Raw genomic sequence first — 18010 nt, forward strand, 5'->3', positions numbered from 1 at the left:
ATGCAGTAATGCATTATAATCATGTTATCAAGTGATTTAGTAAGGATGATAGGTATGATGACCGTAAAGGATTTATTTCATCTGTCAGTTACAAAAGATTTTTCCGTAATAGCAGGTGGCAATGCATTAAATAAAACAATTCTTAGTGTTGGAATTTTAGATTTTGAATTTACGGAAGGGATTCAGAAAGTGAGACAAACTGCTTTCAGCCCACATAGCCTTATACTTAGCAGCTTATTATTTGCAAAACAAAAGCCAGAGAGTTTAATTGACACAATAAAAAAGCTGATTGAATTAAAGGTAAGTGCCCTAGCCTTTAAGCCGGTTATTTTTGAGGATTTACCGAACGAGGTCCTAAATTTTGCAAATGAGCAAAATTTTCCGATTTTACGTTTTGGTGGAGATGAATTTTTTGAGGATATAATTTTTGAAGTGATGAATGATATTAAAAATAGGGAAAATAAGCACTTTTTACAAAAAATAATGAGACGTTTAATCGATGAGGAGGTATCAGAGAAACAAATACAGTCCTTCTTACAACAAATGAGTAAACCGTTTAAGAAATATATATTTGGAGCCAATATTCATATGAAAGAATCCGCAGATTCCCAATGGATCCACTCCTTTTTCCAATTCGAATCATTTTTGAAATCTGGTATCGTTTGTACATATAAACAAAGTATTCTCATCCTTTTGACGGATAAATCCCAAGAACTCCAATTTGAAAAAATACTAAAGGAATGGATGGATCTTTATGCTATTCCCTCAGAAGGATTAACAATTGGGTATAGTCAAGTCCACCAGACGCAAACAGAACTTCATCTAGCTGCTAGAGAAGCCTACTATGCACGACTAATGGCTGAAATCGAAATGAAGTCTAATTGTAATTATGAACAACTCGCATCCGAACGGCTGCTGATTGAGCTCTATCGAAGGGATGCACCATTCGCGAACAACTATGTGAAAATGTATTTAGGACCGCTTCTAGAAGAAAAGGCAGATAAGGATTTACTAAATACTGCGGTTACATTTGTGTTAAAGAAAAGTAATGTCAAGGAAGTGGCGGATGCACATTATTGTCACCCTAATACCATTCGTTATCGAATGGCGAAAATACGTCAATTAATCGAGCCATTTGGTAATGAACTTGTTTTTTATGAGAATCTATCTGCGGCAGTTAAATTGTACCTACTGCATCAAGCAATTAAAGCACCGACCATTGAATTGGAATCATTCCAAAAATAAGCTAAAAAGTTTGGAAATGCAATTAAATAATTGACCTTCTTCTTGTGGTATCCTTGTGATACCAAGGGGGAGAAGAGATGAAACAATATATAGGAGATGGAATGCTGCTCATTACAGCGATTGTTTGGGGCAGCGGATTTGTTGTAACCGATATTGCACTAAAATATTTAACTCCATATCAAGTGATGGCTGGAAGATTTGTTTTAGCTGCGCTTTTGCTTACAATGCTGTTTGGATACAAATTTAAAAAATTTACAAAATCTGTCGTGTGGAAGGGAGCTATTTTAGGCACTTTTTTATATTTTGGTTTTGTTTTACAAACGGTGGGTTTACAACATACGACACCTTCTAAAAATGCATTTTTAACTTCCGTCAATGTTGTAATTGTGCCGATCATTGCTTACCTAATTTATAAGAGAAGAATTGATCGATATGAAATGTTTGGTTCCATTATAGCAATTGTAGGAATTGGCCTTTTATCAATGCAAAATTCGATGACAATTAATAAAGGTGATGCATTGTCCCTTGGGTGTGCAGTAGCCTTTGCATTTGATATATTTTATACAAATCTTTTTGTTAAAAAGGAAGATTCCATTTCACTGACAATCGTTCAATTCATAACAGCATCCCTGTTAAGTGTGGTCACGGTGTTGTTTCAAGGTGATATACCGACATCGATTGAAAAAGAAGGAATGTATTCGATTTTGTATTTGGCAGTCTTTTCTACAACAATTGCTTATGTCTTCCAAAATATGGCGCATAAATATGCAACAGCGACAAAGGCAGCTATTATTTTATCAACCGAATCTTTTTTCGGAATGGTGTTTTCCGTTTCATTTTTACATGAAGTATTGACTGGTCGGATGATTATGGGCGCTATGCTCATTATGTTGGCCATCTTAACTGCGGAAATAAAGCCAGCTTTCTTAAAAAAACACACTGTAAAAAACGTGGGTGAGTGAAAATTTTGGAATAGTTAAATTTAACTAATTTATTGAACTTTGATTTTTGAAAAGAAACAATATTTTTGCAAACAAAACCCCCATTGTCACGCCGAGAACCGCGTCACGTCAATGAGGGGTTTTTTATCATCCGGTATAGCTATTGTTTTATGCCAGTAATAGAGAATTAAAAAAGTGGGGAGGCAACCCTATGATTCACATTTGATAGAGTTACATCATGACAAGCATCTTTACTTTCGTCGGGTAGTTAGGAAATATCTCAGGGCTAGGCTTAGCTTTTCTTTTAAGGATATATGTGGTACTTGTCAGGTATCATTTTGGATGTACGGTAGAGCAATTCAGACATCGTCACACATTTATATCCATGATTTTTCAGATCTTCCAAAATTGTTTCAAGCGCCTTCGTGGTTGAACATTTTTTAGAAAATTGGTCGCCATGCCAATCATGAAATAAAATGATATTTCCAGGTTTTACTCCTTTTAAAACAGAATCGCAAATTTGGCTTACTGGAGGGTTTTTCCAATCTCGAGAATCTTGTCCCCATGTCCATATGATGACTGTCTTTTGATTTTGTACCGCCGTTTTGATAACCGAATCATTGTAATACCCTCCTACCGGGCGGAATAGGGATGGAGTAACCCCAGTAATTCTTTTAATAGCTTTATCTGCCTTTTTGATTTCGTCTGATAATATGCGAGGATTTAGATTGTCCTGAAAATGATGATTATATGTATGATTGGCAATCTCATGGCCCTCTGCAAATTCCCTCTTGATAAGGTCTGGATATTGTTCAGCCTTCAAACCAGTGACAAAAAAAGTTGCTTTTGCATGATATTTTTCAAGAATATCGAGAATTTTGGGCGTGAAAAACGGATGAGGTCCGTCATCAAACGTCAAGGCCACGAGTTTCTCTTTTGTTTTTACCTCCCAAAATGCTTGTCCGGTTTTTTCAAACTTAAATCGTTGGGTAGTTGAAGCCGACGCATTAATTTCAAAAGAAAATAGAGGCATTAATAAAAAAAATGTAATAAACAATATTTTTTTCATCAATCACACCACACTTCTATAATATTGCACTTAGTTTATGAAGTCTTTTTTAAAATATTTAACGGAAATGTTATTTGAAAAGTATGGAAATTTCTAATGGCAATAAACTAAAAAAAACGGAAAGAACCTTTTTGTTAATAGAAAAAATAGCGTGATCACGTCGTACGCTATTTTAGGAGTTATTTTATACATTTGCACCCGATTATAATCTCTTTATGGTTTTAATAGAATCGATAATATGCGACCTTGCAATATAGCGCTTGTACTAGAATTAACTAGGTGGCTAACCTCTTGGCAAAAATTAGCGAGGAGTTCTTCGCCAATTTTTGAATGGGTGATTTCTCTTCCACGAAATCGAACACTTACCTTTACATGATAACCTTTTGTTAAAAAAGCGATTGCACTGTTTACCTTTGTTCGAAAGTCATTTTCGTCAATCGAGATGGACATACGTATTTCTTTTGTTACGATGGTTTTCTGATTCTGTTTGTTTTGCTTTTCTTTTTTCTGTAAATCAAATTTGTATTTTCCGCCGTCTAAAATCTTACAAACCGGTGGATCAGACTCATTGATTTGGACAAGGTCTAATCCCATATCAATCGCCATGTTAAGCGCTTGAACGATGGGTAACACTTGTTGACCGTTTTCTGATATGAGTCTTACTTCTTTTGATTGAATCGCTTCGTTCATAATAATTTTTTTAATAGATGAATTCCTCCAATCGCATTTATATGAAAAGTATTTTTCATAAACTCACTCATTATAATTTATGTTAAGAAATTATGGATGGAAGGGCTTTTTAACAAGAATTTGAAGAGGACATCCCTTAAGAAATACTAAGGACAGGGAAGAATTGACTATAAATATTGAAATAAACCGAGTGAATTGGTTATAATTACGCTAAATGGGTAATTTCGGAACAGGGGAGTCGTTCTTTTTCCGAAGCGGTATTTTAGTTAAAGTAAATAAAATTGAAATGGCATTCTTGCCAGTAATTTTAACAGGAGGTAATAAAAAATGGCATTTACATCCAAAAACATTTTTCTCAATTTATCGGTAAAAGACTTGAACAGGTCTACCAATTTTTTCAAGGAGCTGGGTTTTGAGTTCAACCCACAATTCTCCGATGAGACCACATCTTGTATGATCATCAGTGAAAATATCTTTGCTATGATTATGATTGAAGAACGTTTCAAAGGGTTTACTAAGAAGGAAATTGTGGATACTACTATTTCAGCCGAAGCGATTTTCAGTTTATCAGCTGAAAGTAGGGTTCAAGTGGATGAGATGGTAAATAAGGCATTGTCATCTGGTGGTAAATCTTTTAGTGATCCTCAAGATCATGGATTTATGTATATATGGGGCTTTCAGGATTTAGACGGACATTTATGGGAAATTGCTTATATGGATGAAAGTGCATTTAATTAGGAACATTCAATATAAATAAAGGCGTGAATTCTTATACGAATTCACGCTAAAACTTAATGTGATCTCTAACAAAATAGATCACAACCGGTCATTTTTTTATTACAAAAGTAATTTTAAATAACCCTATATCACATATGATTCATATGATTTATGAAGATAACATTCTATAAACTCAGCTAATCCATCATTTTCGTGGTGCCCTGTAACAAAATCAGATGCTGCTTTAACCTCTTCGCTAGCGTTCCCCATAGCCACACCAGTACCGGCTTGACGAAGCATCTCTATATCATTGGGGCCGTCTCCAATGGTTACAACTTCATTTGGACTAATTCGCAATGTGCGAAGTAAGCTTTTTATGGCAGACCATTTTGAAACATTAGGAGCAACTATTTCAAACCCGTCATTCCAATCGATTACTTCTGCTTCGTTTTTAAACAAAGCGGAAATTTTCGGACTTGGTGAACCTGTTCGAACACTATATTTAAGAACATCTTGATAATTTGCCTGTCTTAAATCTCCAATATACCTTGGAGGAATTTTCCCAACTTTTGTCCAATAATCGATTTCTTCATTTGTTTCCTTACAATAAAGCCCATTTACTGTATGGATCATAACATTATAGGAATTTTCAGCCGTCAGATAGTGGAATCGTTCTTCGTTCAGTCGGACGGTTTTCATTTGCATAGCTCTTCCTGTCTCTGCATCGTGAATAGCGGCACCATTCAAACAGATCATAGGAGTTTGTAATCCAATTTCTTTATGGTAGGGAGCGGTTACTTCATAGTGTCGACCAGTAGCTAGAAAAACCTTGACTCCCTGATTCATGAGTCTATAAATGGCTTCCTTATTTCGGCGGGAAATACTGTTTGAGGCTGTTAGTAGTGTACCATCCATATCAATAAATACTGCACGCACATTCATATATACTGCCTCCTCATTCGTTGGTAAGCCAATCATATCATTTGATTATTAAAGCTTTGTAAACTTAGTGTACAGATTAAATAAAGTTTATGGGGAAGCGAGGGACGGTTTCATGCAGGATAAAAATTTTATTCTATTAACGGGTGCTTGTAGATAAAAAAGAAGGATGCAGTATGAACTGCACCCTCAACTTCTACTCACGATTGTAATAGGTGAAAGATCTCGGTTTTTTAGACTTACAGATTTTACAGTAACCACTCAAAGTGGTTTTTTAATCGCGCATTGCTCCTGCCTCTCGGGAAGTCATTGCACCTTGTCCTTCGCTAACATCTTTTTGAATTTCTTGTTTTACTTTTTGTGCATCAGTTCCGGCAAATTCTGGTTTGATAATAGAACTTAAATTTTCTTTAGTTTGTTGATTCTGTTGCATATAAGTCCTCCTTAATTTCTTGTTTTACTATCTTATTATTACAAAAAACTCCTCGGTATATCCCGTGGAGATGAGCCTTCTCTAAATGATGATCTAAGGGATTCGAGCCTACGACTTCTCCCATGAAAAGGATAAATAGGGATTAGTGGGAAATAACTGGTAATACCGAATATATTGGATTCTTGAAAACACTTTCAATTAATGTTATTGTATAGAAGAATTATTTTTGTTCGGTGAAAGGATCGTATAAGTTTCAACTTTTCGTCTTGATGATCACTGAGAGCAAGGATAGTATTACATTGTGTATGATTATACACTAGGAGGCAACAAAAATGGAAAACGGAAAAGTAAAATGGTTCAATAGCGAAAAAGGCTTCGGATTCATCGAACGTGAAGGTGGAGAAGACGTATTCGTTCATTTCTCAGCGATTCAAGGAGAAGGGTTCAAAACTTTAGAAGAAGGTCAAGCAGTTTCTTTCGATGTTGAGCAAGGACAACGTGGAGCACAAGCAGCTAACGTGCGTAAAGCTTAATTGAGAAACAATTAACAGGCTCTATTTTTAGAGTCTGTTTTTTATTTTTCTTAAAAACAAAAAACCCCACTCAGATGAGTAGGGAATTCCAAAACAGTAAATCAAAGTAATCAAAGTGTAGCACACAATTAAGAAATCTCCTAATTCTTTTTTGTAAAGTTAGTGTTTTAATTGTAATTGTTAAACTAATATAGCATATTTGGAATAAGAATGTTGATAACACCCCAATGTTTTTTAACGGAAGAAACAGATGAAATTCACCTAAACAGCCTGGAGAACGTCTTTCTCCAAGCTGTTTAAGTGAACTTTTATTTCTGTTTATGATGCCATTTTTGAATGTGATCATGTTCAGCGTGATGGTCGAAATGAGTAACTCTTCCTCCTCCAAAGCCAATCATTACTCCGAGAGCAAAGATGCATACAGAATAGATGAAACGTCGTTTGCTTTTTTGACGAAAATTGCTAAATTCAGCTTTTAATTCATTTTTAATTTCATTTTTCAAAGTTTGTCTACTTTCTTGGAATGTTTCTTGAGGTTGTTCTTGAGGTTGCCCCTGAGGTTCATCTGACATCTTACTTCACCTCCTTTACCTAAATATATGGATTAGAGCAGCTCCCATTTCTTAAATAATTATTAAATTTTTATGAAACTTTTAATTTTAAGATGCTCTTTACAACTTCCACTCATGGAGTAATATCTTCTTAGGAAAAAACTATATCAAGCCTATTCTCATTAGGGATCGGAGGACCCAATATTTTGGTGTTAATTCTACAAATATGTAGAAGGGATGCTTAATTCTTTCGCTATCCTACCCATGTAGAAAGAAAAACCATAAATGGGTGATTTTTTTGGTTAATAAATATATGTGTCTTTACATTTATCTTAACGAAAAGAACAAAAATACCCCAATTACATATGCTAATAATAGGTGATACACCAAAAAAAGACCGTGACTTTTTATCACGGTCCAAAAATTTTAGAAATAAATGAGTAATCCATCCTAGCCGCTAAACAATGGGTGGATTATTCTTTTCGTTTTACTTGTATTGCATATATGAAATATCGCTTTTTTCGATTTGGTTTGATGATTTCAGGACCATCGGCAAGGATCAATGAGATACTTGAATTGTTTTTATATGCTCTAAATTCCAGACCACTGGTTCACCTCCATCTGTAATCAAGATTGCTTGATTATCTTGTACTTTTTTGAGCAAGCCTATTTTTTCAGGGTGATCACCATCATCCAGAATAACAAGTTGATTTTCTAACTTTTTTAACTGTACATCAAAACTTCTAGCAAATGTACTTGAGAGTGGTTTAAGGAGTTGGTTTTGAGTGTCCAGAGTGTAAGGAGTCGTACCTGGCGGATAAGGAATTAGCCATTTTAAATGGTTCATGGATATAAACATCGTTTTGTAAGCAGGTGAGTGAAAAACAAAATAGTCGTTCATGATGTTGGTTATATAGCCATTGATAGTTTTATTCCCTGTCACATAAGCCTTGACAAATAAACCTTTAGCATTCATTAAAACCTGGCGATAGGATATTGCTTCAATATCAATGGGTTTTTCTGAAGGAGGATCGCATGTGCTATCTTCATCAATTAAACTGATTTCTTTCACTCTTTGGATATGAACGAATGGAATATAGAGAAAGGTGTGGGTTAATTCATGATACATAACAAGGATGTCTAAGCCGGAATCGATTAGGATTCCTCTGTGAAAAATTCCTCCTGAGATCTCCACATCAATATTTTTTTCAATGAAATCTAAAAGCATTTTAGTTCTCCTTTCACCTCCTTTTCATATAGGTTTATCTTTGAAGGACTCCGCCAAAGAAATAAGAAACCCAATAATATAAAATCACTAATGTGAACAATACAGTAGGTGGAATAACGACAAATGTAACTTTCATATATTCCCACCAAGTAATCATGACTTTTCCACGTCTTAAAATGTGCATCCACATGAGCGTTGCGAGCGTTCCCATTGGAAGAAGTAATGATCCCATATCACTGCCGACAATGTTTGCCAAATAAGCGATTTTTAAGGAGAGTAAATCCAAGTTCATATGAGTTAAGGTAAGGGTTCCCACCATTAGGGCAGGGTGGTTATTAAATAAATTGGACAGTACCGTTAGCAGAATTCCCATTAAAACACTCGCATGGAGCAGGCTTCCAGAAACCAGCGGACGCATGAATCCGATCAACCAATCGGTTAAACCGATGTTATTTAGACCGTAAATGATGGTATACATGCAAAAGGCAAAAATGATGATATACCAAGGTGTTTTTTTCAGCATGTCGCCTGGGGGTATTTTTAAATAAACCCACCGCCAGCCTAAAAGAACAAGTGAGCCAAAAACCGCCACTAGGGAAACCGGGATGGTGAAAAATGATGCAACAAAGAGACTGACACGTATAGCAAATACGAATAGCAGGACAAGCATCATAAATCTTGTTCGTTCTTTCTCTGAAGCATATTTAGGTCCTGGCTTGTGCGGATGTTGAGAAGGGGTTGATAAACTCTTTACGGAAGTAGGAACAGTTTTCGGTAAGATTTTGCGAAAACGAAGGAATAGGAGCCCGACTAAGAGTAGTAAACCAAGTGTAGCAGGAACAAACATCATCGCAGTGTGCAACCACAACGACATATGCACAATTTTTAATGCAATTAGATTTACAATATTACTTACACCGATAGGAGCACTAGAAGCGGTAGCAATTAAGCCTCCAGATAATAAATAAGGTATTTTTTGATGGTTTTTTAAGCCCATATGGTTTAACAGCATGACTAAAATGGGTGTGGTGATTAAAATACTTCCATCGTTATTGAAAAAGAGTGTCATTAGAAAACATAAAAGGTTGACGTACCAAAATAATCGAATGCCTGACCCCTTGGATTTTTCAGCTAGCTTATCGGCTACCCAGTGAAAAAATCCAAAGCTTTCTAACACAATCGCCATTACAATCGTTGCCATGATAGTAATCGCAGCACCACTGATGGTATCCGTGATGACACCTAAGTCTGAAAATGAAACACTGCCGCTAAGTAATACAATCAATGCACCAATCGCAGCAGGTATGGCTTCATTTAAACCTTTAGGTCTCCATAGAATAAATACCAGGGTACCCAAAAAGGCTAAAATGGTAAGCCAAGCCATTGGTTGAAGCATATTTTATTCTCCTTCCATACTAGTTAGTTTTTCATGACAACCTTACCTCCTTAAAGGTCTGTCCGCTTTTGTCCCTCCCTTCCATTTGTCCTTCCGGTAAAGTTGTACTGTATTTATATGTATCACGAATAAGACATGCTTTAGGTTTGTACCCTTTTTTATTGCAATTGTACGTTAATCTATCAACAAATGCCCTCGATAGTAACCGCAAGAATAAATGAGAAGTAAAAAACCTTGTTCCAAAACAATTGGATATAGATGGAAATATTAAGTTAAGGAATAATCCTTTTCGTATAGATTTAGCAGGGAAGGTTGAGGTTAAAGAAAAATCTGCCTTTAAAGATGGAGAATTTCCCTTTTTTCCCATATTTTTTGTGGAAACATCCTAATTTTTGGTAATATTCTAATAATAGTTCATAAAAACGTGGATAAAGGGGGGCTAATTAAATGTTAATTTGGATTGTTCCAGCACTGTTTATCATCTTATTGATCGTTATAGAGGAGTCAGGTCGCAAATTTTTCAATCAATATTTGTATGGTAAGCAACAGAAAGTGAAGAAAAAAACGGTGTCCTTTTTATTTTTCAAAAAGAGATTGCAAAAAGATTTACAGGAAACGAAAGAAGAAAACTTTATATAAAAAGGAACCGCGATTTGCGATTCCTAAGATTTTTATTTATTTGCTCCGTTTATGACACCAAGTGAAGCATTAATTGCGGATTTGGACTTATTGACATCAGGATTTGATGAACGAACGGATGCTAATACAACGTCAATCGTGCCATCAATTTTTGTCCATGTGGTGCCATCAATTTTCCTAAGTTTAGGCTCCGATGTGTCCCATTGATGTTCCAAATTGTCAGCGCCTTTTTTCGCCGAAGTAAAATCTTTTGAGTTAACTTTGTTTAACATATCACTTTCAATTTTGACAAAATCGTTTAATTGCCCAGATAAGGTAGTTTGTGCAGAACTGCTTTGTGATGCGATATTATTACTCCGCCAAACATATCCGCCGATACCCACAACTAAGAAAATACACAGTACGGCAATGGTTTGCGTCAAAACATTTTTCTTGCTTCCATTAGTCTCGTTTGTTTCAGCTGTTTCATTTTTTGCGTTTGTATCAATCTTTGTAACAGCAAGAAAAATGATGATCGCTAAAATAGCGATAAGAAATATCACACTCGTAACGGTTGTCCCCAAACCTAGCCCGCCATTATTTTTTTGTTGAGATAGATAATCTCCTAATGATGCCCCAAGCGGACGTGTAAGTATATACGCAATCCAAAACGCTAAGATTCCATCAAGTTTTAAAAACTTCCATGCCAAAAATACACAAGCGATGATAACGATGACGTTGATTCCTGTGTTAAGATAACCAAAACCAAGTTGTTCGGAATATAAATCTCCGACTGCTGTTCCAAGTGCAAATGTGAAAAGAATAGTCAACCAGTAGAAAACTTCTCTTTTCCTTGTAAAAATAGAATGGATTGAGAGTGTTTTTTCACTTAGATACCAGAAAAGAAAAGTTAATCCTAGTAGGACCGAGAAAACGATTGTACTAACCTCAAGTGGTACGCCCATTGAGTCAGTCAGATTATCTGTTACCAACGTACCAAATACGCTTATCAGCACAACCGTTAGCCAATAGATGCCTGGAACATATTTAGTTGTTCTGAATTGGAGAAACAATGAAATGAAAAACGCGATACCCATAATGATGGTAGTGATAGTTAAACCTACTCCAAGGTTAAAATTGATGAAATCAGCAAATGTTTCACCAACCGTTGTACATAAAATTTTGATGATCCAAAAGAAAATGGTAACTTGTGGTACCTTATTAAGTAATATTTTCAAATTATTTTGGTTTTCTAGCATACATAATTTCCTTTCTTTACAGTGGTTCCCCACAGCTTGATTTTATTTCTCACATCATTAGAAGCGGCTAAGTGAGCTTTGTTTTCTTTCAAAGAACTCATCTCCTTATTGATAGCAGTTATGGGTATAAATAAATTTCCATCTCTTATTATCATTTGAGATGACCTTGTCTCCACTATATTAGAAATGGGAAGGGTGTTTATTAAAAACGGATTAATATTAACTTAAGTGTCGATTAAGTATAGGAGTTTTATTTTGTCAGTTTATTTTACAAATTTTTAGAAAATATGAGGGATAAAAAATGGAGCAGTACCTTAGTTCTTTCAAGAAAACGGTGCCAAAAAATTTATAATCAAATTACCAAAAAATCGAAGTCAATCATGTTAAACTAACAAAATATAAATAATGGGGGTGGATAAATGAAAATTGGATTAAGGACAATCAAAACAGCATTGGGTGCAGGAGTTTCCATCTGGATTGCCGAATTGCTTCATCTTCAGTTTTCAAGTTTCGCGGCTATTATCTGCATACTTTGCATAGAAAAAACGAAAATACAGTCCATCCGGTCTTCTCTGGAACGGTTTGCCGCCTGTACACTTTCTTTGGCCTTGAGTGGTCTGGTGTTTCGAGTGCTGGGTTTCAATCCCCTTGTATTTTCGTTATTCATTTTACTATTAATTCCTTTATTGGTCCGGCTCCGACTGCAAAAAGGGTTTATCAACAGTGTGGTAATCGTCTTGCACATCTTCACGTTGGAAGATTTCACTCTTCCCATTGCTTTAAATGAACTTCAAATTGTTATCATTGGTGTGGGGGTAGCAATCCTGTTGAACAGTTATATGCCAAACGTAGAAAAAAACCTCAAGGAAACCAAATCAATAATCGAAGAAAAGTTCAAAAAAATATTGTTTGAATATGGAGCCTATTTGGAAAAAGGCGATCAGGGATGGGACGGAAAAGAACTATTGGAATTAGAAGAGGATCTCAAAAAGGGTAAAATACTGGCCATCCAATTTGATGAAAACCAATTACTTGCCGATAAAAAGGGGTACTATCATTATTTCGATATGAGGGAAAAACAGTTTGTCATTTTAAATCGCATGCTGCCCATAGTATCCTCGCTGAATGAAGATGTTGTTCAACGGCATGTATTCGCTCAATACCTGTACGATATCAGCACCGATGTAAAAAGCGCAAACACCGTTGACAAACATCTTAACAGACTGAAAGACCAGTACCGAAAAATGAAGGAGCTTGAATTGCCAAAATCCCGTAACGAATTCGAAACAAGGGCAGCTGTCTACCATTTAATGAACGAGATGGAGTTTTATCTAAAAACAAAAATGAATTATTACGACGAAAAACAGATTGAATTGTAACCTAGGAACTCTCCATCTTACCTCTGTTCATTTAACTAAAAATAGCGTCATTTTAACGACCTCAATTGCATATGAATGAAATAAGGGACGGAATGAATATCCGTCCCTTTCATTATGGAATTTTCTTGAACTTCTTTTTCGGTTACCGAATATTTTGCCGGTCTAATTTTATGAGGTTAGGAGATTGCGAATGAATCCACTGCCTGGTATTTTAGGGAATGCAAGAACTATTGATGAAGTCATTTGGCAATTAGATCAAATAATTGCAATGAGTATGCAAACGAAAAACAAAATCGGTTATTTTGCTTCTCTGTATCGAATGGTAACAGTACGAGTCAAAGAAGGAATACTAAAAAACGAATTTGAAAACGGGGCAAGAATGGAGCGTTTGGATGTATGTTTTGCCAATTTCTATCTGAATGCACTTAACGACTATTTAAACGGTAAACCGACCAGCATTAGCTGGCAAGTCGCCTTTCGCTGTTCGCAAAAGCGCAGACCGATTGTTCTTCAGCATTTACTTCTCGGTATAAATGCACATATCAACCTTGATTTAGGGATTGCAGCTGCAATGACTTGCAAAAATTTGGATATATTAACCTTGCACGATGATTTCATGAAAATAAACAGTATTTTGGCGTCGCTCGTCGATGAAGTAAGAAGTGACTTGGATTATATTTCACCATGGATTGGGTTTTTGGACCGGATTGATCAAAATTCATCTAAAGCGATTATCAATTTCAGTTTAGTGAAAGCACGCAATTATGCATGGGACTTTGCGTTGAAACTGGCTGCTGCTAAAGAAACGGATTGGGAACAGCTAATAAAAGTCCGAAATGATGAGATAGCAACAATTGGTAAAAAAGTAGCTTACCCAGGGAATTGGCTATTAAAAACTGGATTATGGGTGATTCGGCTTCGAGAATCAAATAATATTGGACGAAACATGGATCTCTTGAATCATTATAAATTCGAAACTAAACCAGAAGGCCGTATCCATTGTCTATAGTGAAAAGACAAATGAAGAAATATCTTCCCCTACAAATTTGATTATATCAATGAGAGGGAGCTTTGTAGATTATACTTAATAGGAAATTCTTATGGAAGTATTAAAATACCCTCCAAAGTAAAAAATAGAAATGAAAATGACAATAAAACGGAGGAGTATTATGCCTAAAGTAGAAGTTTCTTGCGCTATTTCAAACTGTACGTTTTATGGAAAAGGAAATGTTTGCACTGCTGAAAAAATTATGGTTGAACTTGATAGCCATGCGAGATATGATACCGAAATGTCATCCGAATTAGGTGAAAAGAATCATCAAGATACAGCTGGCCATTCAGCGGAAACCTGTTGTAAAACTTTTAAACAAAAAAGAAGCTAATTTTAGCTGTTCAAAAAACGAACTTACACCCATGCATTCCTTTTAATTTATACTGAATGGTAGTATTAGATTAATGAATCGACAAAAAGGAATGTTGGCTAAATGAAAGTTATTGGAATCGATCTATCTGGCCCTTCCAATCAAAAAGACACAGTGATGGCTGTTTTCCAAGTAAAGAATGATCTACTCGAATTTGAAGAGATGATTGAAGATGCTAGTGATGAAAGGATTATTTCGGGCATTATGGCAGCTGCCTCGATGGGCGATGTGGTAATCGGTTTAGATGCACCTCTGTCGTATCAAGACGGAGGTGGCGACCGACCACAAGATAAAAGCATCCGTCAGTTTATCAAACACTTTGGACTTTCAGGCAGCTCGATTATGCCACCAACCTTAACGAGAATGGTCTATTTAACCCTTCGTGGAATGGCATTAACAAGAAGAATTATGGCTTTGAATCTTTTAGAAAAGGTCCGGATTGTGGAAGTCCATCCAGGTGCTGCGATTGGTACTCGTATAGGATCTAAAGGATTAGACCATGTATTGCTTTACAAGAGAGAATTTGAGTCTAGAAAGGCAATCCTTGAATGGTTTAAAACCAATGGAATGTTAGATTTACCTGAAAAGATTAGCCAAAGTTCACATCAAATTGATACATGTGCTGCAGCTTTGGCAGCATGGCATTGGGCAGATCCAACTAAACAACCAAAATGGCATTGGAATACAATATCACCAGAGCATCCTTTTGAATTTTGCTGTTAACGTATATATCAACTTGAGCCGGAAGAGTTCGATCCGGACCATTAAAAATGTAATAGAAGTTTTGAAGTAGATAAAACTTTGATCTAAAAAGGGGTACTGTTTAGTACCTCTTTTTCTGTATATTTTTGTGGATTTCATAACCCATCTGCTTTTTAAAAGCACCTCATCCTCTCTATCGAACATTAAAAAAAATTTCTAAAAAAACCTTTTGTATTTTTTTGTCTAATGATGTAGTTCACAATATAGATTGAAACTACGTTCTATTTATATTAAGTGTGAAAGCGCTTAAGAATATTTTATTGTAGAAAGGAAATAGGGATAATGCTTCTAAAGAATGCACTGGAATTAAGCAAGAGTATAAATGAAGACCGCTGGATTATGTATGATGCCGTACAGAATAAGGGGATCTTTGATACGGAAGTAAGAAAAATCAGCCAACAATTGAATAAGAAAATTATTGCGCTGCAAAAAATGATGAATGAAATGGACCCCTTACCATGAGGATCGTCGCTTTAATAAGCTGGTTATGGTAGGGAAGTCTTTCACAAGATCCGCTAGGTTGGGGACGGCTGAGGGTGTCTTTCTCCAATTAGAGCAGCTAAATCGCTTGTTAGAACAGCTGATTTGCCAGTTGGAGCAGCACAAACACCAATTTGAGGCGTCTATTCTATGTTTGGAGTAAATAAAAAGATGTTCAGACCAAACCATTCTGAACATCTTTTTTACTTCAGCTAATTTGCTATTTTTGAAGTTGAATCCTCTTCGGAATACTCCCAGCATTCAACGTTTTCAATACCTTCAATGCTGTCTTTGTAAAAAACAGGGTCTTTGCCGGCTTTTTTCTGTTTCACGTAATCTTGTAACGCTGCAAAGGCCACTTTTGATAATAATAGAATGGCGATTAAGTTCACAACAACCATGAAGCCCATAAATAAATCCGCTAAATCCCATACAAGCTGGACCTTTGCAATAGAACCGAATACAATCATGGCTAACACGCTTATTCGGTATACCATCAACCATACTTTACTTTTGTGTAAAAATCGAACATTGGTTTCCCCATAATAATAGTTACCAATTAACGCGCCGAATCCAAAAAGGAATATAAAGATAGCAAGACAGCCAGACGCCCATGAACCGACGTGTTCACTTAATGCTGCTTGTGTAAGGGCAATTCCCTCTAGCCCCGGTTGTTTCCAAGCATCAGAAAGTAAAATAATAAATGCTGTGCTTGTACACACGATCAGTGTATCCGTCAATACGCCAAATGCTTGAATAAGTCCTTGTTTCACCGGGTGACTGGTTGTTGCTGTTGCTGCAACGTTTGGCGCACTCCCCATACCTGCTTCATTCGAGAATAAACCACGTTTAACTCCGTTCATCAGTGCAGCACCGATGGAACCGCCTGCTATTTGTTGAAGGCCAAACGCGTTTTTAACAATAAGAGAAAGAACTTCCGGCATTTTTGTAATGTTCGTAATAACTACAAATAATGCAACACCAATGTATAACACGGCTAGAACCATAACTTTGTATTCAGCCATTTTTGCAATCCGTTTCACACCACCGAAAATAATTGCAGCGAAAGCAACTGCCATGATAATCCCTAAAGTTAAACGATTTGTACCAAATGAGTTCTCAAAAGCAATGGTAACCGTATTGGATTGGACAGAATTGAAGACAAGACCGAAAGATAGTGTAATTAAAATGGAGAATAATACTCCCATCCAACGTTTGTTTAATCCTTTTTCCATATAATAGGATGGTCCGCCGCGGAAACCATTTTTATCTTTTACTTTATATACTTGAGCTAACGTACTTTCAATAAAGCTGGATGCCGAGCTAATAATAGAAATAATCCACATCCAGAATACCGCTCCAGGACCTCCTAATGCAATCGCAATCGCAATTCCTGTAATATTACCTGTCCCAACGCGAGCGGCCATACCTATACAGAACGCTTGAAACGGGGAAACGTGGTCTTTAGAACTAGTTCTTCCTTCCATTAAAACGCGGACCATTTCCTTTAACATTCGAAACTGTACAAATTTCGATTTAAAGGTAAAATAAAGACCACAAAAAACTAGCATAATGATGAGTAATTTTGACCAAAGGAAATCATTTGTTACACCAACCAGATTTTGCAGTAATTCTTGCATTCCATCACCTCATATTAAAATTTTAGTAGCTTTATATAAACTCTTTTGGTATAAGAGTTTCCCCCAGTTGAAACTAAAAAAGCGCTTTCATTCTATCTGGGTCTTTACTATAAATTCTGTTTTTACTATAAAGTGTGGACTACAAAAATAAACAAAAATCTACAAAAAAACTTTTTGGGTTTTTGAATTTTTTAAAAATATAATCTGAATCACTTTTGTTTTCTTATAAATGATTACTTATAATAATATTATGTTAACTTAAAGGTGGAAACTGATGCGATTCACAAGGATGAAGGACATTTTAAAGGTTCCATGGGGGAATAAAATTCGAATGATACCTGCCATGTATCAGTATAGAAGTGGACCAGGTTGATACTTGTAAGGAAATGGTTATACATGGATTAGGCTATGGCTTCTTGTCGAGCTGTATTCTTAAAGATATAGATGATTTTTATAAAATCGTTTTAACGGACCAAAAAGGAAATCCAATATTACGCAGAACATGGAGGTATTACCATAAGGAATGCTTGGAATGGAATGCCGTGAATACTTTTGTAAATTTATTGAGACATTGATTATAAAAAAAGTTTTAACCTCATTTTGTAAACGCTGATTTCCATATTCAAATTTTCAAAGGTTATAGTCCCTTGATGCTAATAGTGGAATAGGTGAGTTCTGATAAATAAAAGCAATAGGTCTGTCAAGAATA

The 18010-nt window shown here is 35.8% G+C and carries 20 protein-coding genes; 11 read left to right on the forward strand and 9 right to left on the reverse strand.

The annotated features are described in order from the left end of the window. Positions 1-54: 54 nt before the first annotated feature. Positions 55-1245, forward strand: a complete 1191-nt coding sequence (locus BIV60_RS21495) for a PucR family transcriptional regulator (protein WP_256218495.1) — start codon at positions 55-57, stop codon at positions 1243-1245. Between the two features lie 77 nt (positions 1246-1322). Further along, complete coding sequence (locus tag BIV60_RS21500; protein WP_071357773.1) at positions 1323-2207, forward strand: DMT family transporter; 885 nt, start codon at positions 1323-1325, stop codon at positions 2205-2207. Positions 2208-2490: 283 nt separating this feature from the next. Here BIV60_RS21500 and BIV60_RS21505 read toward each other — a convergent pair whose 3' ends face one another. Both BIV60_RS21505 and infC read right to left on the reverse strand, forming a co-directional pair. Continuing rightward, on the reverse strand, positions 2491-3255 hold the full coding sequence (locus BIV60_RS21505; RefSeq protein WP_071357774.1) for a polysaccharide deacetylase family protein: 765 nt from the start codon (positions 3253-3255) through the stop codon (positions 2491-2493). A 213-nt stretch (positions 3256-3468) separates the two neighbouring features. Continuing rightward, entirely contained in the window at positions 3469-3945 is a 477-nt protein-coding gene (infC, locus tag BIV60_RS21510; protein WP_071357775.1) for a translation initiation factor IF-3, read from the reverse strand. Positions 3946-4272: 327 nt separating this feature from the next. On the opposite strand from infC, the gene BIV60_RS21515 reads away from it, so the two are divergent. Beyond that, complete coding sequence (locus BIV60_RS21515; protein WP_071357776.1) at positions 4273-4683, forward strand: VOC family protein; 411 nt, start codon at positions 4273-4275, stop codon at positions 4681-4683. Between the two features lie 123 nt (positions 4684-4806). Here BIV60_RS21515 and BIV60_RS21520 read toward each other — a convergent pair whose 3' ends face one another. Both BIV60_RS21520 and BIV60_RS29850 read right to left on the reverse strand, forming a co-directional pair. Further along, the gene (locus tag BIV60_RS21520) at positions 4807-5604 is read right to left on the reverse strand and encodes a Cof-type HAD-IIB family hydrolase (protein WP_071357777.1); all 798 of its coding nucleotides are present in this window, start codon (positions 5602-5604) and stop codon (positions 4807-4809) included. A 271-nt stretch (positions 5605-5875) separates the two neighbouring features. Beyond that, the gene (locus tag BIV60_RS29850) at positions 5876-6034 is read right to left on the reverse strand and encodes a hypothetical protein (protein ID WP_177177365.1); all 159 of its coding nucleotides are present in this window, start codon (positions 6032-6034) and stop codon (positions 5876-5878) included. A 332-nt stretch (positions 6035-6366) separates the two neighbouring features. Here BIV60_RS29850 and BIV60_RS21525 point away from each other — a divergent pair, with 332 nt between their 5' ends. Next, on the forward strand, positions 6367-6567 hold the full coding sequence (locus BIV60_RS21525) for a cold-shock protein (protein ID WP_071357778.1): 201 nt from the start codon (positions 6367-6369) through the stop codon (positions 6565-6567). Between the two features lie 308 nt (positions 6568-6875). On the opposite strand, the gene BIV60_RS21530 is transcribed toward BIV60_RS21525, so the two are convergent. The 3 genes from BIV60_RS21530 to BIV60_RS21540 all read right to left on the reverse strand — a co-directional run bounded on the left by BIV60_RS21530 (position 6876) and on the right by BIV60_RS21540 (position 9742). Beyond that, positions 6876-7139, reverse strand: a complete 264-nt coding sequence (locus BIV60_RS21530; RefSeq protein WP_071357779.1) for a hypothetical protein — start codon at positions 7137-7139, stop codon at positions 6876-6878. 538 nt (positions 7140-7677) lie between these two features. Next, positions 7678-8346 (reverse strand): DUF2642 domain-containing protein, encoded by a 669-nt coding sequence (locus BIV60_RS21535; protein ID WP_071357780.1) that lies wholly within the window; start codon positions 8344-8346, stop codon positions 7678-7680. A gap of 34 nt (positions 8347-8380) precedes the next feature. Next, positions 8381-9742, reverse strand: coding sequence for an arsenic transporter (locus BIV60_RS21540; RefSeq protein WP_071357781.1), 1362 nt, complete (start codon positions 9740-9742; stop codon positions 8381-8383). 447 nt (positions 9743-10189) lie between these two features. Here BIV60_RS21540 and BIV60_RS21545 point away from each other — a divergent pair, with 447 nt between their 5' ends. Then, positions 10190-10381: a hypothetical protein gene (locus BIV60_RS21545; RefSeq protein WP_071357782.1), complete on the forward strand. Its 192-nt coding sequence runs from the start codon at positions 10190-10192 to the stop codon at positions 10379-10381. A gap of 32 nt (positions 10382-10413) precedes the next feature. On the opposite strand, the gene BIV60_RS21550 is transcribed toward BIV60_RS21545, so the two are convergent. After that, complete coding sequence (locus BIV60_RS21550; RefSeq protein WP_071357783.1) at positions 10414-11619, reverse strand: COG4705 family protein; 1206 nt, start codon at positions 11617-11619, stop codon at positions 10414-10416. Positions 11620-12038: 419 nt separating this feature from the next. Between BIV60_RS21550 and BIV60_RS21555 the strand changes: the two genes are divergently transcribed. From BIV60_RS21555 to BIV60_RS21575, 5 genes are all read left to right on the forward strand, one after another. After that, a complete protein-coding gene (locus tag BIV60_RS21555; protein WP_071357784.1) occupies positions 12039-12998 on the forward strand; it encodes an aromatic acid exporter family protein in 960 nt (319 codons plus the stop codon). Between the two features lie 190 nt (positions 12999-13188). Next, positions 13189-14007: a DUF5995 family protein gene (locus BIV60_RS21560; protein WP_071357785.1), complete on the forward strand. Its 819-nt coding sequence runs from the start codon at positions 13189-13191 to the stop codon at positions 14005-14007. 160 nt (positions 14008-14167) lie between these two features. After that, entirely contained in the window at positions 14168-14380 is a 213-nt protein-coding gene (locus BIV60_RS21565) for a DUF1540 domain-containing protein (protein ID WP_071357786.1), read from the forward strand. A gap of 102 nt (positions 14381-14482) precedes the next feature. Continuing rightward, positions 14483-15142, forward strand: coding sequence for a DUF429 domain-containing protein (locus BIV60_RS21570; RefSeq protein WP_071357787.1), 660 nt, complete (start codon positions 14483-14485; stop codon positions 15140-15142). 321 nt (positions 15143-15463) lie between these two features. After that, positions 15464-15643: a Spo0E family sporulation regulatory protein-aspartic acid phosphatase gene (locus BIV60_RS21575; protein WP_071357788.1), complete on the forward strand. Its 180-nt coding sequence runs from the start codon at positions 15464-15466 to the stop codon at positions 15641-15643. A gap of 230 nt (positions 15644-15873) precedes the next feature. Here BIV60_RS21575 and BIV60_RS21580 read toward each other — a convergent pair whose 3' ends face one another. After that, positions 15874-17301 (reverse strand): alanine/glycine:cation symporter family protein, encoded by a 1428-nt coding sequence (locus BIV60_RS21580; RefSeq protein ID WP_071357789.1) that lies wholly within the window; start codon positions 17299-17301, stop codon positions 15874-15876. Positions 17302-17654: 353 nt separating this feature from the next. Between BIV60_RS21580 and BIV60_RS31055 the strand changes: the two genes are divergently transcribed. Beyond that, positions 17655-17876 carry a LysR substrate-binding domain-containing protein gene (locus tag BIV60_RS31055; protein ID WP_371261577.1) on the forward strand — a complete coding sequence of 74 codons (222 nt, stop codon included), beginning with the start codon at positions 17655-17657 and terminating at the stop codon, positions 17874-17876. Positions 17877-18010 lie beyond the last annotated feature (134 nt).

It is taken from the genome of Bacillus sp. MUM 116 (assembly GCF_001866655.1).
Taxonomy (GTDB): domain Bacteria; phylum Bacillota; class Bacilli; order Bacillales; family Cytobacillaceae; genus Neobacillus.

Excerpts from the sequence above, each read along its gene's own strand:
- BIV60_RS21500 (WP_071357773.1), top strand. The coding sequence starts at position 1,323 with ATGAAACAATATATAGGAGATGGAATGCTGCTCATTACAGCGATTGTT.
- BIV60_RS21545 (WP_071357782.1), top strand. The coding sequence starts at position 10,190 with ATGTTAATTTGGATTGTTCCAGCACTGTTTATCATCTTATTGATCGTT.
- BIV60_RS21525 (WP_071357778.1), top strand. The coding sequence starts at position 6,367 with ATGGAAAACGGAAAAGTAAAATGGTTCAATAGCGAAAAAGGCTTCGGA.
- BIV60_RS29850 (WP_177177365.1), bottom strand. The coding sequence starts at position 6,034 with ATGCAACAGAATCAACAAACTAAAGAAAATTTAAGTTCTATTATCAAA.
- BIV60_RS21550 (WP_071357783.1), bottom strand. The coding sequence starts at position 11,619 with ATGCTAGAAAACCAAAATAATTTGAAAATATTACTTAATAAGGTACCA.
- BIV60_RS21565 (WP_071357786.1), top strand. The coding sequence starts at position 14,168 with ATGCCTAAAGTAGAAGTTTCTTGCGCTATTTCAAACTGTACGTTTTAT.
- BIV60_RS21535 (WP_071357780.1), bottom strand. The coding sequence starts at position 8,346 with ATGCTTTTAGATTTCATTGAAAAAAATATTGATGTGGAGATCTCAGGA.
- infC (WP_071357775.1), bottom strand. The coding sequence starts at position 3,945 with ATGAACGAAGCGATTCAATCAAAAGAAGTAAGACTCATATCAGAAAAC.
- BIV60_RS21570 (WP_071357787.1), top strand. The coding sequence starts at position 14,483 with ATGAAAGTTATTGGAATCGATCTATCTGGCCCTTCCAATCAAAAAGAC.
- BIV60_RS21495 (WP_256218495.1), top strand. The coding sequence starts at position 55 with ATGATGACCGTAAAGGATTTATTTCATCTGTCAGTTACAAAAGATTTT.
- BIV60_RS21560 (WP_071357785.1), top strand. The coding sequence starts at position 13,189 with ATGAATCCACTGCCTGGTATTTTAGGGAATGCAAGAACTATTGATGAA.
- BIV60_RS21575 (WP_071357788.1), top strand. The coding sequence starts at position 15,464 with ATGCTTCTAAAGAATGCACTGGAATTAAGCAAGAGTATAAATGAAGAC.
- BIV60_RS21540 (WP_071357781.1), bottom strand. The coding sequence starts at position 9,742 with ATGCTTCAACCAATGGCTTGGCTTACCATTTTAGCCTTTTTGGGTACC.
- BIV60_RS21515 (WP_071357776.1), top strand. The coding sequence starts at position 4,273 with ATGGCATTTACATCCAAAAACATTTTTCTCAATTTATCGGTAAAAGAC.
- BIV60_RS21555 (WP_071357784.1), top strand. The coding sequence starts at position 12,039 with ATGAAAATTGGATTAAGGACAATCAAAACAGCATTGGGTGCAGGAGTT.
- BIV60_RS21520 (WP_071357777.1), bottom strand. The coding sequence starts at position 5,604 with ATGAATGTGCGTGCAGTATTTATTGATATGGATGGTACACTACTAACA.
- BIV60_RS21505 (WP_071357774.1), bottom strand. The coding sequence starts at position 3,255 with ATGAAAAAAATATTGTTTATTACATTTTTTTTATTAATGCCTCTATTT.
- BIV60_RS21580 (WP_071357789.1), bottom strand. The coding sequence starts at position 17,301 with ATGCAAGAATTACTGCAAAATCTGGTTGGTGTAACAAATGATTTCCTT.
- BIV60_RS21530 (WP_071357779.1), bottom strand. The coding sequence starts at position 7,139 with ATGTCAGATGAACCTCAGGGGCAACCTCAAGAACAACCTCAAGAAACA.